The 13,159-nt window shown below is 69.9% G+C and carries 9 protein-coding genes; 8 read left to right on the forward strand and 1 reads right to left on the reverse strand.

The features are described 5' to 3' along the window. Positions 1–83 precede the first annotated feature (83 nt). The 3 genes from egtB (at position 84) to P5F91_RS23935 (ending at position 3,872) form a co-directional block, all read left to right on the forward strand. Positions 84–1,439: an ergothioneine biosynthesis protein EgtB gene (gene egtB / locus P5F91_RS23925; protein WP_277908456.1), complete on the forward strand. Its 1,356-nt coding sequence runs from the start codon at positions 84–86 to the stop codon at positions 1,437–1,439. Next, complete coding sequence (gene egtD / locus P5F91_RS23930; protein ID WP_145608180.1) at positions 1,436–2,407, forward strand: L-histidine N(alpha)-methyltransferase; 972 nt, start codon at positions 1,436–1,438, stop codon at positions 2,405–2,407. Before egtB ends, egtD begins: the two co-directional genes overlap by 4 nt. 124 nt (positions 2,408–2,531) lie before the next feature. Continuing rightward, on the forward strand, positions 2,532–3,872 hold the full coding sequence (locus P5F91_RS23935) for a GntP family permease (protein WP_277908457.1): 1,341 nt from the start codon (positions 2,532–2,534) through the stop codon (positions 3,870–3,872). A 152-nt stretch (positions 3,873–4,024) separates the two neighbouring features. Here the strand turns inward: P5F91_RS23935 and P5F91_RS23940 are convergent, their stop codons facing one another. Then, positions 4,025–6,088, reverse strand: coding sequence for a M3 family metallopeptidase (locus P5F91_RS23940; protein WP_277908458.1), 2,064 nt, complete (start codon positions 6,086–6,088; stop codon positions 4,025–4,027). A gap of 458 nt (positions 6,089–6,546) precedes the next feature. Between P5F91_RS23940 and P5F91_RS23945 the strand changes: the two genes are divergently transcribed. From P5F91_RS23945 to P5F91_RS23965, 5 genes are read left to right on the forward strand one after another with little or no spacing between them, the layout of a single operon-like run. After that, positions 6,547–8,301 (forward strand): response regulator, encoded by a 1,755-nt coding sequence (locus P5F91_RS23945; RefSeq protein WP_145608176.1) that lies wholly within the window; start codon positions 6,547–6,549, stop codon positions 8,299–8,301. After that, positions 8,301–10,373, forward strand: a complete 2,073-nt coding sequence (locus P5F91_RS23950) for a response regulator (protein WP_277908459.1) — start codon at positions 8,301–8,303, stop codon at positions 10,371–10,373. Before P5F91_RS23945 ends, P5F91_RS23950 begins: the two co-directional genes overlap by 1 nt. After that, positions 10,366–10,950 (forward strand): chemotaxis protein CheW, encoded by a 585-nt coding sequence (locus P5F91_RS23955; RefSeq protein WP_277908460.1) that lies wholly within the window; start codon positions 10,366–10,368, stop codon positions 10,948–10,950. Before P5F91_RS23950 ends, P5F91_RS23955 begins: the two co-directional genes overlap by 8 nt. Then, positions 10,947–12,440, forward strand: coding sequence for a CheR family methyltransferase (locus P5F91_RS23960; protein WP_277908461.1), 1,494 nt, complete (start codon positions 10,947–10,949; stop codon positions 12,438–12,440). Before P5F91_RS23955 ends, P5F91_RS23960 begins: the two co-directional genes overlap by 4 nt. 3 nt (positions 12,441–12,443) lie before the next feature. Continuing rightward, positions 12,444–13,094: a chemotaxis protein CheW gene (locus tag P5F91_RS23965; protein ID WP_145608168.1), complete on the forward strand. Its 651-nt coding sequence runs from the start codon at positions 12,444–12,446 to the stop codon at positions 13,092–13,094. The last annotated feature ends 65 nt before the right edge of the window (positions 13,095–13,159 follow it).

Consider the following 13,159-nt stretch of genomic DNA (forward strand, 5'->3'; position numbering starts at 1 on the left):
GGTTCAGTCATCCGCTACGGCGACGGCGCGGGGCTGATTGCCGGCCTTTCCATCGGGGCTTTCCTACCAGGGGGACATTGCCTGTGCCTTTCGCCGTTCCGGTACCCGCCCATCCGGTACCCGCCCATCCGGTACCCCCCCATCCGGTACCGGCTGACGCCGCACCGCCGGTGCAGCCCCCTTTGTCGCTGGCGGGGCGTCACCGGCCGGCCGATGCCCAGGCGCGCTATCGCGCCGTCCGCCAGGAGACGCTGGCCCGAACCCGGGGCCTGACCGCCGAGGACCAGACGCTGCAGTCCATGCCGGACGCAAGCCCCACCAAATGGCATCTGGCCCATACCACCTGGTTTTTCGAAACCTTCCTGCTGACGGCGCTGGTGCCGGGCTATCAGCCCTTCGATCCCAGTTTCCGCTACCTCTTCAACTCCTATTATGAGGGCGTGGGCGAGCGCTGGCCGCGCCCCGCGCGCGGGCTGCTATCCCGTCCTACGGTGGCGCAGGTGCTGGACTACCGCGCCCATGTCGACCGCGCCATGGACGCCTGGCTGGCGGGGGGCGTCGATGCCCGCGCCGCCGCCCTGCTGGAACTGGGCCTGCAGCATGAGCAGCAGCACCAGGAACTGATCATCACCGACATCAAGCACGCCCTGCTGCTGCACCCTTTCCCGGCGGGCGTCTTCCCGCCGCCGGCGACGCCGGCGCTGACGGCGGGGGATGTGGTCTGGCGCGGCGTGCCCGCGGGCCTCTACGCCATTGGCGCCACGGGGCAGGAGGACTTCATCTTCGACAACGAAGGCCCCCGCCATAAGGTTTGGCTGGAGGCGTTCGAGATCGCGGATCGCGTGGTCACCAATGCCGAGTATCTGGACTTCATGGCCGATGGCGGCTATCGCCGTCCGGACCTGTGGCTGTCCGATGGCTGGGCCACCGTGCAGGCCCAGGGCTGGCAGGCGCCCCTGTACTGGCAGCGGGGGGATGAGGGCGAGTGGCGGGTGAAGACCCTGTCCGGCGTTCGCGCCATCGATCCCAATGAACCCGTCTGCCATGTCAGCCAGTATGAGGCGGACGCCTACGCCAAGTGGGCCGAGGCGCGCTGGCCCGGCGCCCGCCTGCCGACGGAGGCGGAGTGGGAGATCGCGGCGGGCGAACCGGGCCAGCGGCCCGGGGACGACGGCAGCTTTCACGCCCATACCGCGACCGGCTTCTACGGTGACGTCTGGGAATGGACGGCCAGCGCCTATACCGGCTACCCCGGTTATCGTCCGCCCGATGGCGCCATCGGTGAGTACAACGGCAAGTTCATGAGCGGCCAGATGGTGCTGCGCGGCGGGTCGCGCGCCACCCCGGCCGGCCATGTGCGCAAGACCTACCGCAACTTCTTCCCGCCGGCCGCGCGCTGGCAATTTTCCGGCATTCGACTTGCGAGGACGACGCCATGACCGTGACGGACGTGATCGATCGTGTGAGCTTCATGGATTTTGAGCCGGCCACGGCCAGCTTCCGCGATGATGTGCTGGCGGGCCTCTCCCACCCCATCCGCCGCATCCCCTGCAAATATCTGTACGACGCTGCGGGAGCCGCCCTGTTCGAGCGCATCTGCGAACTGCCGGAGTATTATCCCACACGCACGGAGCTGGCTATGCTGCAGCGCCTGGGGCCGGAGATCGCCGCGCTGGCGGGGCCGGAGGCGCAGGTGGTGGAGTTCGGCACCGGCGACGGCCGCAAGAGCCGCCTGCTGCTGAACGCGCTGGACCGCCCCGCCTCCTACGTGTCCATCGACATCTCCCGCGACCAGCTGATCCGCGAGGCGGCGGCCCTGGCCCTGGACATGCCGCAGATCGAGGTGATGGCCGTCTGCGGCGACTATACCCAGCAGACCCTGTCGCTGCCCACCGTGGGCCGGCGCCGTGTGGGCTTCTTCCCCGGGTCGACCATCGGCAACCTGACGCCGGTGGCGGCCACGGCCTTCCTGGCCCGGTGCGCCAACATGCTGCCGGGTGGGGCCATGCTGGTGGGCGTGGACATCCCCAAGGACATCGCGGTGGTGGAAGCCGCCTACAACGACAGCGCGGGCGTCACCGCCGCCTTCTCCCTCAATCTGCTGGCCCGCATCAACCGCGAGCTGGGCGGCACCTTCGACCTCTCCGGCTTCCGCCACTACGCCTACTTCAATGAGGACCAGTCGAAGATCGAGATCTTCCTCATCAGCCAGCGCGAGCAGCGCGCCGCCGTGGCCGGACGCTTTTTCCACTTCCGCGCCGGCGAACGCATCCACATCGAGGACTCCTACAAGCTGGCGCCCGCCACCTTCCAGAACATGGCCCGCGCCGCGGGGTTCGAACCTGCGCAGGTGTGGGTCGATCCGGACGGCCTGTTCAGCCTGCACTGGCTGCTGGCGCCGTTGTAAGTGCCAAGGGAACCGGTGGACAAAAGCGCGCCCGCCAAGGAAGCTCCGATCCGGGAGTGAATGGCCTGGAAGGATGGGCGATGGCATTGGCTGATACCGGTTCCCGATTTCACGGGGCGGCCGCGTGGTAGGCGGCGACCTTTGGCTGGTCCTGGCGGCGGGCGGTTGCATCGCCCTGGCCGTGGTCCTGATCATCCGGCTGAAGCTGCATCCCTTCCTGGCGCTGCTGTGCGCGGCGCTGGCCCTGGCGGTGGCGCGGGGCATGGCTGCGGATCGGGCCTTGGCCGCCCTTCAGAAGGGCTTCGGCGACATCATGGGTGGGGCAGGCCTGGTGGTGGCCCTGGGCCTGACCCTGGGCGCCATGCTCAAGGTTTCCGGCGCCGCTGCCGCCCTGGCCAACGCCACGGTGGGGGCGGTGGGGCCGCGCTGGCGGCCCTGGGGCTGCCTGCTGGCCTCCCTGGTCCTGGGCTTGCCCCTGTTCTTCGAAACGGGCGTCGTCCTGCTGTTGCCCATCATCGCGGCCCTGCCGCTTACCGGCGACCGGGGCGGGGGCGACCGGGGCGGGCGGCAGCGCCTGCTGCTGATGCTGCCGGCGCTGGCCGGGCTGTCGGTTTTGCACGCCCTGGTGCCGCCGCACCCCGGGCCCATCATCGCGGTGGACCAGCTGGGCGCCGGCGTGGGGCCGACCCTGGTGCTGGGCGTGCTGCTGGGCCTGCCCATCGCCGTGCTGGCCGGGCCGGTGTTCGCCGGTTTGATCACGCCCCATGTCGCTGGCGTGGATGGTGCCCAGGCCGAGATGCCGGACAGGCCACTGCCCTCACCCTGGACGGCGCTGGCCGTCATTCTGCTGCCGGTGGTGCTGATCGCCGCCAAGGCGGTGCCGGCCCTAAGCCACGGGCCAGTGCTGGCGCTGCTTGGCGCCCCGCCGGTGGCCCTGCTGCTGGCCAATCTGGTGGCCCTGGCCGCCTTCTTCAGCCCTGGAACGTGGGGTGGGGGGAAGCCGGTCGATTGGGACACGCTGTGGCATGAGGCCATGGCGCCGGCGGCCAGCATCCTGCTCAGCATCGCCGGCGGCGGCGCCTTCAAGCAGGTGCTGGTGGAGGCCGGGCTGGCCGACACGCTGGCGCGCTTTGCCGAACAGGGGGCGGTGTCGCCCATCCTGCTGGCCTGGGGCATCGCCGTGATGATCCGCCTGGCCACGGGCTCCGCCACCGTCGCCACCATCACCGCGTCCGGCGCGCTGACCTCGGTCGCGGCCACCTCCGGCGTGGCGCCGGAATGGCTGGTGCTGGCCGTGGGCGCCGGCTCGCTGTTCTTCTCCCACGTCAACGACCCGGGCTTCTGGCTGGTGAAGAACTACCTGGGCCTCAGCACCGCCGACACGCTGAAGACCTGGTCGGTGATGGAAACCATCGTCTCCGTCACCGGCCTGATCCTGGTGCTGGCCGCCAGCCACCTGTTCTGACCTTGGCCCCAAGAAAGCCAACGGCGCGGGAATATTCCCGCGCCATTGGTGGCCCGCGACCGGGGCGCCGGAGCTTTCCGGGGAGCGTAGCGGACTGGAAAGTGAGGAAGGCAAGCGGCCGGATGGCCGCGCCCGCCCTCTGACGGCACCGCTTACGCCGCCAGACCATACCGCTTGAGCAGCGCGTCGTTTTCCGGCTCGCGCCCCCGGAAGGCGATATAGCTGTCCAGCGCGGGGCGGCTTGAGCCCACGGCCAGCACCTGGGCGCGGAAGGCCTCGCCAGCCGCCGCCCTGTCGCCCTCCAGGAACTTGCCGAAGCCGTCCAGGGACAGCCGCTCTGCCCACAGATAGCTGTAGTAGCCGGCGGCGTACCCACCGGCGAAGATGTGGGTGAAGGCGTGGGCGAAGCGGTGCCATTCAGGCGGGGTCAGCACCGCCACCTCCGCCCGTACCCGCTCCAGCAGGACCTGGATGCCGGCGGCGTCGGTGATGCCGGCGTCCAGATGCATCTGCAGGTCGAACAAGGCGAACTCCACCTGGCGCAGCAGCGCCAGCGCCGCCTGGAAGCGCTGGGCCCCGAGCATGGCGTCGAACAGGGCGTCGGGCAGGGGCTCGCCGGTATCGACATGGCCGGACATGGAGCGCAGCACCTGCCGGTCCCAGGCGAAGTTCTCCAGCAGCTGGCTGGGCAGCTCCACCGCGTCCCACTCGAATCCGGTGACGCCGCTGATGGAGGGGTAATCGACCTCGCTCAGCACATGGTGCAGACAGTGCCCCATCTCATGCAGCAGGGTCAGCACGTCGCCGTGGCTCAGCAGGCTGGGCTTGCCCCCCGCCGGCGGGGCGAAGTTGCAGTTGAGATAGGCGACGGGCAGCTGGGTCCCGTCCTGGCGCTTCAGGCGGGCGCGGCATACCGCCATCCAGGCGCCGCCCTTTTTGCCGGTGCGGGCGAACAGGTCCATGTACAGCCCGGCGAAGGGCACGCCGTCGCGCGACAGGGTGTAGTAGCGCACGTCCTTGTGCCAGACGCGGATGCCTTCCTCCTCCGTCAGGGTGATGCCGAAGACGTCGCGCAGCAGGGCGAGCAGGCCGTCCAGCACGCGGGGCAGGGGGAAGTAGGCCTTGATCTTCTGGTCATCGATGCTGTGCAGCGCCTGGCGCAGCTTCTCCGCCACATAGCCGTTGTCCCAGGGCTCCAGCGCGTCGATGCCCAGGGTGTCGCGGGCGAAGGCCTCCAGCTGCGCCTTGTCGGCCAGCGCCGGCTGGCGGGCGCGGCGGGCCAGGTCGCGCAGGAAATCCACAACCTCGGCACCCGACCGCGCCATCTTGGTGGCCAGCGACAGGTCCACCGGGTCCATGAAGCCCAGGAGGGTCGCCGCTTCGCGGCGCAGGGCCAGGATGGCGCCCATGCGCTCGCTGTTGTCCAAGGTTTCCGGCTTCAGGCCCTGATCGGAGGCGCGGGTGCCATAGGCGCGGTAGACGCGGGCGCGCAGGTCGCGGTTGTCGGCATAGGTCAGGATGGCGCGCACCGAGGGCTGGTGCAGGGTGACGGCCCAGCCGTCGAGGTTGCGCGCCGCCGCCAGGCTGGCCAGCATGGCCTTGTCGGCCTCGGGCACTCCTGCCAGCAGGGCCTCGTCGGTGATGTGCTCCACCCAGGCCTCGGTCGCGTCCAGCACGGCGCTGCTGTAGGCGGTCTGCAGGCGGCCCAGCTCCACCTGCAGGGCGGCGAAGCGCTCACGCTCGGCCGGGGGCAGGGCGACGCCGCCCAGCTTGAAGTTGCGCAGGCTGAGGTCCACCAGGCGCCGTTCCGTCGGGCCCAGGGCCGACGGGTCCACGGCGGCGTAGGCGGCGTAAAGGTCGGGATTCTGCGCGACGGAGGAGGAATAGGCGATCAACCGCTCCAGCGCCGCGGCGTGGGCGGTGCGCAGCTCCGGCGTGTCGGCGACGCTGTGCAGGTGGCTGACCGTGGCCCACAGGTCGGACAGCTCCGCCTCCGCCTGTTCCATGGCGCGGCAGACGGCGTCGAAGCCCCGGTCGCCTCCCTTGATGACGGCCTGGACCACGGCCTCGTGCCGGGCGATGGCGGCCTCCAGCGCGGGGGCCACGTGCTCCGGCTTCACCGCGTCGAAAGCGGGCAGGCCGGTGGTGGCCAGCAGGGGATTCTCAGCGGTGCCGGCGCCGGCGGCGATGTCGGTGTCGGTGGGCGTGTTGCTCATGGGTGCGCTCAAGTCCTTGATCTGGGCGTGCCGGTTTCAGGTCCACCGTCCCATATGGGATGCCCACCGCGCAATTATGAGAGGGCGGGCTGGCGCTGTGGTCCAGGGGCGATGTGCCGCGCCCACGGTGGAAATCTATGCGGATGAGCCCGCGCACGGACGGACGCCGCCGCCTATGATTCCCGGTGATCCCAGGGGCGCCCTGATGTCCGGCCCCCTGTTCTCCCGCACGGGGTACCCATGACGCATCAGTCGACAGGGGGGCGGCCACGCGCCACGGTTTCCCCTGCATCAGGGAATGGTGGAAAACGGTTTGAGAAACCGGCACTTTTCCCCTTAACCAAGATGGGACGCGGGATGTCCCGGAAAAGGCAGTGCGTGGTGGGTTCCGGCCTGGAGACGGAAATGATGGATCAGCGAGGGCGCGCCGCGCGGATGGCGGCGGGCTGGGCCGGCCTATGACGGGCGGGTCCACGCATCGCGTCCTGCTGGTCGAGGATTCGCCGACGCAGGCCCTGCAATTGCAGATGATGCTGGAGCGCCAGGGATGGTCCGTCACCGTTTGTGGGGACGCCGAAAGCGCGCTTGAGCAATTGGGCCGGGAAATGCCCGACCTGGCCATGGTCGATTACCACCTGCCGCGCATGAACGGCGACGAATTCGTGCGCCGCGTGCGCATGGACATGCGCACGCGCGGCCTGTCGGTCCTGATGCTGACCGACAGCCACGCCGCCGACCGGGAGCGGCAGGGCTATGACAGCGGCGCCGACGCCTATGTGCCCAAGTCGGTCGATACCGACATCCTGCTGAGCCGGGTGGGCGCCCTGCTGCGCAAGACCACGGCGGCGGCGGTCCAGGCGCCGGTGGACATCCGCAAGAGCCGCCTTCTGGTGGTGGACGACAGCCCCACCTACCTCTTCTTCATCACCGCCCAGTTGCAGGAGGACGGGCACGAGGTAATCGGCGTTTCCAGCGGGCGCGAGGCGCTGGCCCGCATGGCGGAGGAGAAGTTCGACTGCGTCGTGGTTGATCTGGTCATGCCCGAGATGAGCGGCACGGAGCTGTGCCAGCATCTGGACCGGATGCGCCGCCAGCATGACCGCCTGTTCCAGATCATCATCCTGACCTCCCGCGACAACAAGGAGGACATGATGCGCGGTCTGGAGGCGGGGGCCGACGACTTCGTGGGCAAGGCCGGCGAGAGTGAAATCCTGAAGGCCCGTATCCGTGCCCTGCTGCGCCGCAAGTTCCTGCATGAGGAGAACCTGCGCATCAGCGGCGAATTCCGGGATAAGGAACTGGAACTGGAGCGCACGCGCGACGAACGGCGCATCGCCCAGGAACGCGCCGCCATGACGGAGGCGCTGGAGCGGTCGCACGCCGAGCTGGCGGAGGCCTATCAGGAGCTGCAGGGCACCCAGGCGCAGCTGGTGCAAGCGGCGAAGATGGCCTCGCTGGGCGCGCTGGTGGCCGGCATCGCGCATGAACTGAACAATCCGCTGGCCTTCGTCGGCAACCACCTGGGTACCGTGCTGCGCTGCCTGGAGGCCATCACGCCGGAGGTGCAAGGGCACCTGTCGGACAAGGGCGCCCGCGATCTGGACAAGATGCGCCAGCGGCTGGACGCCATGCGGCTGGGCATCGACCGGGTTGAAAACCTGGTGGTGAAGCTGCGCACCTTCTCCCGCCTGGACGAGGCGGAGGTGAAGGAGGTGGAGATTGAGGACAGCCTGGAGTCGGTGCTGACCCTGCTGCAGCATAAGCTGTCGGATCGAATCACGGTTGAGCGGCGGTATGAGGGACCCAAGCGCATCACCTGCCAGCCGGGGCCGCTGAACCAGGTACTGATGAACGTGGTGGGCAACGCCATCGACGCCATCGAGGGGACGGGCACCATCACCCTGGCGACGGGCCGGGACGGGGCCATGTTCCGCCTGTCCGTGCGGGATACCGGCCACGGCATTCCCGCTGCCATCCGCGACCGCATCTGCGAGCCGTTCTTCACCACCAAGCCAGTGGGGTCAGGGACTGGCCTTGGCCTTTCCATTTCCTATAGCATCATCCAGCGCCACCGGGGGCGGCTGGAATTCCATAGTGACGAGGGGCGGGGTACAGAGGTGGTGATCAAGATCCCCATGGACGGGGCGTCCACCGACGCGCCGACCCCGCCTGGTCCTGCGCACGCGGCGCATGCGATGCCGGGGGAAGCATAATGATCGCCCAGGTGCTGCCCACCGTCATGGTGGTGGACGATGAGCCGGAGGTGCTGACGGCGGTCGCCGACGCGCTGGAGGACGAGTTCTATGTCCTGACCAGCACGTCGCCGCTGAAGGCCCGGGCCATGCTGGAGGGCGACGACATCGCCCCCCTAGTCATCATTTCCGACCAGCGTATGCCGGGCATGGCCGGGCATGAGTTCCTGCGCTGGGCGCGTGAGCTGTCGGATGCCACCCGTGTGCTGATCACCGGCTACACTGACATCGACGCCCTTGGCGCAGCCGTCAACGCCGGCCAGATTTTCGGCTATCTGCCCAAGCCATGGACGCCCGACCGGCTGCGCCGCCTGATTCGTGAGGCAGCGGAGCATTGCGCCGTCCGCCGCGCCCTGGCGGAGGAGCGGCTGTTGCTGTCGCACCTGATGAACAGCGTGCCGGATCCCATCGCCTTCAAGGACAAGAACCTGCGCTACCTGCGCAGCAACGTGGCCCATGCCAAGGCCCTGGGCGTGGACAACCCCGACGACCTGATCGGCCGCACGGACCAGGAGATCGGGGCCGAGGGAGCGGTGCGGCGCGAGGCGGCGGACCAGGCTGCCCTGGAAGCTGGAATCACGGTCACCGACACCCAGCAGGACGCCCCGGCATCGGCGGAGGCGCCATCGCGCCGTCGCTGGTATTCAGTCGTGCGCTCCACCTTCAAGGACGGCGAGGGGGCGACCGAGGGCTTGGTCACCATCGCCCGCGACATCACCGCCGCGAAGGAGGCGGAACAGGCCTTGAGCGAGGCGCACGCGACGCTGGAGCGCCGCGTGGCGGAGCGGACGGAGGATCTGGCGGCCACGGCCCGCGACCTGCTGGCCGCGCGCAAGGCCGCCGACATGGCCAACGAGGCCAAGTCACGCTATCTGGCCACCGTGGCCCATGAGCTGCGCACGCCGCTGACCGGGGTCATCGGCTTCTCCGAATTGCTGCTGCGTGGCGGCGTCAGCCCGGGCGAGTGGCACCGCCTGCTGACCTTGCAGGCGGAAGCCGGCCGCACCCTGCTGGGCCTGCTGGACGACATCCTGGACCTGTCCAAGATCGAGGCCGGGCGGCTGACCCTGGAAAACCTGCCCCTGGACTTCCGCACCCTGGTGGATGACTGCATCGCCCTGGTGCGGCCTTCGGCCAGCGGCAAGGGCCTGGCGTTCAACTCCGCGGTGACCAGCGCCCTGCCCGCCAAGATCATGGGCGATCCCACCCGGCTGCGCCAGGTGGTGCTGAACCTGCTGACCAACGCCGTGAAGTTCACCCCGGCCGGGAGCGTCAGCCTCACGGCGGAAGTGCTGCCGCCGCCGGCCGGCCTGGGGGGCGCGCCGTCACGCCTGCGGGTGTCCGTGACCGATACCGGCATCGGCATCCCGCCGGAGCGGCTGTCCGGCCTGTTCGAGGAATTCAGCCAGGTGGACGAGACCACGGCCCGCCGTTTCGGCGGCACGGGGTTGGGTCTTGCCATCTGCCGCCGCTTGGTGGAGCACATGGACGGGCGCATCGGGGTGGAGAGCGTGCCGGGTCAGGGCAGCCGCTTCTGGTTCGAACTGCCGCTGGCCGTGCCGGCGGAAGAGGCGGCGGCGCTGCCGCCGCTCACCGGGGTCGAGGCCGAGGTCCCCTCGGGCCGCGCCAGGGGCGGTCGCCGCATCCTGCTGGTGGAGGATGACCGGTCCACGCAGATCCTGGTATCCACCATCCTGCGCGGCGTTGGGCATGAGGTGGAGATCGTGGATAACGGCGCTGCCGCCGTGCAGGCGGTGGACACCGGCACCTACGACCTGGTGTTCATGGACATGCACATGCCGGTCATGGGCGGGCTGGAGGCCACGACGCGGATTCGCGCCCTGCAGCGTACGCCCGATCGGCCGCTGCCGCCCCTGGTGGTGCTGACCGCCGGGGTCACGGCGGAAGAGCGGGAACGCTGCCGCGCCGTGGGGCTGGAGGTCTTCCTGAGCAAGCCCGTCGATCTGGAAAAGCTGCTGCTGACCGCCGCCACGGTCGGGTTGCCGGGTGGGGAAGGGGACGCCCATGGTTGAGCGGGGCTTGACCACGGGCCCCGCCACGTCGGAAGGCGCCAGCGCCTTCCTTCTGCGCTTCGACCTCGACGGCCAGGCCTATGGCCTGCCGCTGGCCATGGTGGAACGGGCGGTGCGCGCCGTGGCGGTGACGCCCCTGCCGGGCGCGCCGGGCCTGGTGCGTGGCGTCATCAACCTGCAGGGCCAGGTGGTGCCGGTCATGGACGTGCGCCGCCGCTTCGGCCTGGACAGCCGCCCCCTGTCGCTGAGCGACCACATGATCGTGGCGCGCGGGCTGCGCCGCACCGTCGTCCTGCTGGTCGACAGCGTGGTGGGCACGGTGGCGGGCGCGCCGATCGACTGGGTGTCGGCCCAGGGCGTGGTCCCCGGGGCGGACGACGCCATTGTCGGCGTGGTGCGGCTGTCGGATGGCCTGTTGCTGATCCACGATCTGGACCGTTTCCTATCGGCGGCGGAGGAGGAGCAGCTGGCCCAGGCGCTGGCGGCCAAAAACGGCATGACCGTGAACCGCACTCCAGGGGGCGGCGCCCGGGGGGACGGCGCCCGGGGGGACGGCGCCCAAGGGGACGGTGAATGAACCGGACCTTGCCGGAGAACCTGCTGGCCGCCATGTCAGACCGGTTGAGCGCCAGCATCGGGCTGTACTTCCCGGCCGACCGTTGGACCGACATGGAACGCGGCCTGGAGCGGGCGGCGGTGGAGCTGGGCTATCCCAGCACGCTGGCGGCCGTGCAGCACTGGTTGACGGCGGGTGGCCCCGACCGGGTGCAGTTGGAGGCCCTGGCCGGCCAGCTGACCGTGGGTGAAACCTATTTCTTCCGCGAACCCAAAAGTTTCGAGGCCCTGGGCCGCCAGATCCTGCCGGACCTGATCGCCGAGCGGCGGGCGATGGGATTGCTGTCCCTGCGCATCTGGAGTGCGGCCTGCTGCACGGGGGAGGAGGCGTACAGCCTGGCGATGCTGCTGGACACGCTGCTGCCCGACCGGGCGGACTGGACCGTCACGCTGCTGGCCACCGACGTGAACCCCCGCTTCCTGCGGCGGGCGGCGGAGGGCGTCTATGGCGAATGGTCCTTCCGCGGCGTGGACCCGGCCATGCGGACCCGCTATTTCACCCCCCTGCCGGGTGGGCGCTATCGCATCAGCCCCGACATCGCCCGCATGGTCACCTTCTCCTATCATAACCTGGTGGACGATCCCTATCCGGCGCTGGAAAGCAACACCAACGCCATGGACGTCATCCTGTGCCGAAACGTGCTGATGTACTTCAACGGCGCGCAGGCGAACCGGGTGGTGCGGCGGCTGGCGCGGTCGCTGGTGGATAACGGCTGGCTGCTGCCCAGCTCCGTCGATGGCGCCCCGCCCATGTTCGCCCCCCTGACCTTCGTGCCCTTCGAGGGCGCCACCGTATACCGCAAGCTGCCGCTGCCGGCGCATGCGGCACCCCCTGCGCCCGTCACCCAGCATTTCCCCATCCTGCCGCTATCCCCGGTGCCGGAACCGCCCGCCTTGCCGGTGACGGCCCCGCCCATCGCCGCCGTCAAGCCCCCTGTGCCCAGCCTCGACCATTGCCGCTCCCTCTATGACCAGGGGCGCTATGGCGAGGCGGTGGAACAGCTGGAGGCGCGGCTGGCCTTCGCGCCGGCGGATGACGCCGCCATGCTGCTGCTGGCGCGCAGCTACGCCAACCAGGGCCATCTGGCGGAGGCGGCGCACTGGTGCCAGGGGGTGCTGGACCACAACCGGGTCAGCGCCGAGGCGCACCATCTGCTGGCCATGATCCAGCAGGAACGGGGCGATGCCGCCGCCGCGGCCGCGTCGCTGCAGCGCGCGCTCTTCCTGGCGCCGCAATCCATCGCCACGCACCTGGCCATGGCCAACCTGGCCCGCAGCCAGGGCCGCGTGCGGGACGCGCGCAAGCACTACCGCAACATCATGGGCCTGCTGGAAGGCCATCGGCCGGAGGAGATCCTGCCGGATCTGGAAGGCATGACGGTAGGGCGGCTGATGGACGTGGCCGCCCACGCCCATGCGGCGCTGGGCCAGGCCACGGGAGGGGAGTTCTAAGGCATGGTCCTGGACCGGGCCGCCGAAGGGCGGGGCATCGACTGGGAGGACATTCACCGCCGTCTGGCCGGCTGGGCAGCGGCGCTGGAGCGCGGCTGGGTCCCGGATGAGGAGACGACGCGCCGCATCCTGCATCGGCGCGGGCTGGAACTGGCCAGGCCCCCCGTGCTGGAGGATGACGGCGACGTCCTGGAATACATGGAATTCACGGTGGGGCAGGAGCGTTATGGCTTCGAGACGGCGGCGGTGGCGGAGGTGCTGGCCCTCAACGGGCTGACGACCGTGCCCAAGGCGCCGTCCTTCATCGCCGGCGTGACCACCGTGCGCGGCCAGGTGCTGCCGTTGGTCCACCTGGGCCGCCTGCTGGATCTGGGCGCGGTTCCGTCTTCGGAACTGCGCCGCGTTGTCGTCCTGGGCCAGGCGCAGACGCCCGGCCAAAGCGGGGGCGCCCTTGGCCTGCTGGTGACATCCATCGCCGGTGTCTCCCGCATCCCCCGCGCCAGGGTGCAGGCGCCGCCCAGTGTCGTCACCGGGCGCCAGCGCCATTATCTCGTCGGCGTCCTGCCGCCCCATCTCGCCCTGCTGGATGCCCAGCGCCTGCTGGCCGATCCGGAGCTCACCGTCGAGGGCAGGTCCGCCGCCTGGTCGGGCTGAGCCGCCGCCATCGTCCATCCATCCTCGAAACAGTCCACCGTCCACGCACAGCCCCTCGGGAGCGC

It is taken from the genome of Nitrospirillum amazonense (assembly GCF_029594735.1).
In the GTDB taxonomy this organism is placed as follows: domain Bacteria; phylum Pseudomonadota; class Alphaproteobacteria; order Azospirillales; family Azospirillaceae; genus Nitrospirillum; species Nitrospirillum amazonense.

Excerpts from the sequence above, each read along its gene's own strand:
- P5F91_RS23960 (WP_277908461.1), top strand. The coding sequence starts at position 10,947 with ATGAACCGGACCTTGCCGGAGAACCTGCTGGCCGCCATGTCAGACCGG.
- P5F91_RS23955 (WP_277908460.1), top strand. The coding sequence starts at position 10,366 with ATGGTTGAGCGGGGCTTGACCACGGGCCCCGCCACGTCGGAAGGCGCC.
- egtD (WP_145608180.1), top strand. The coding sequence starts at position 1,436 with ATGACCGTGACGGACGTGATCGATCGTGTGAGCTTCATGGATTTTGAG.
- P5F91_RS23950 (WP_277908459.1), top strand. The coding sequence starts at position 8,301 with ATGATCGCCCAGGTGCTGCCCACCGTCATGGTGGTGGACGATGAGCCG.
- P5F91_RS23965 (WP_145608168.1), top strand. The coding sequence starts at position 12,444 with ATGGTCCTGGACCGGGCCGCCGAAGGGCGGGGCATCGACTGGGAGGAC.
- P5F91_RS23945 (WP_145608176.1), top strand. The coding sequence starts at position 6,547 with ATGACGGGCGGGTCCACGCATCGCGTCCTGCTGGTCGAGGATTCGCCG.
- P5F91_RS23940 (WP_277908458.1), bottom strand. The coding sequence starts at position 6,088 with ATGAGCAACACGCCCACCGACACCGACATCGCCGCCGGCGCCGGCACC.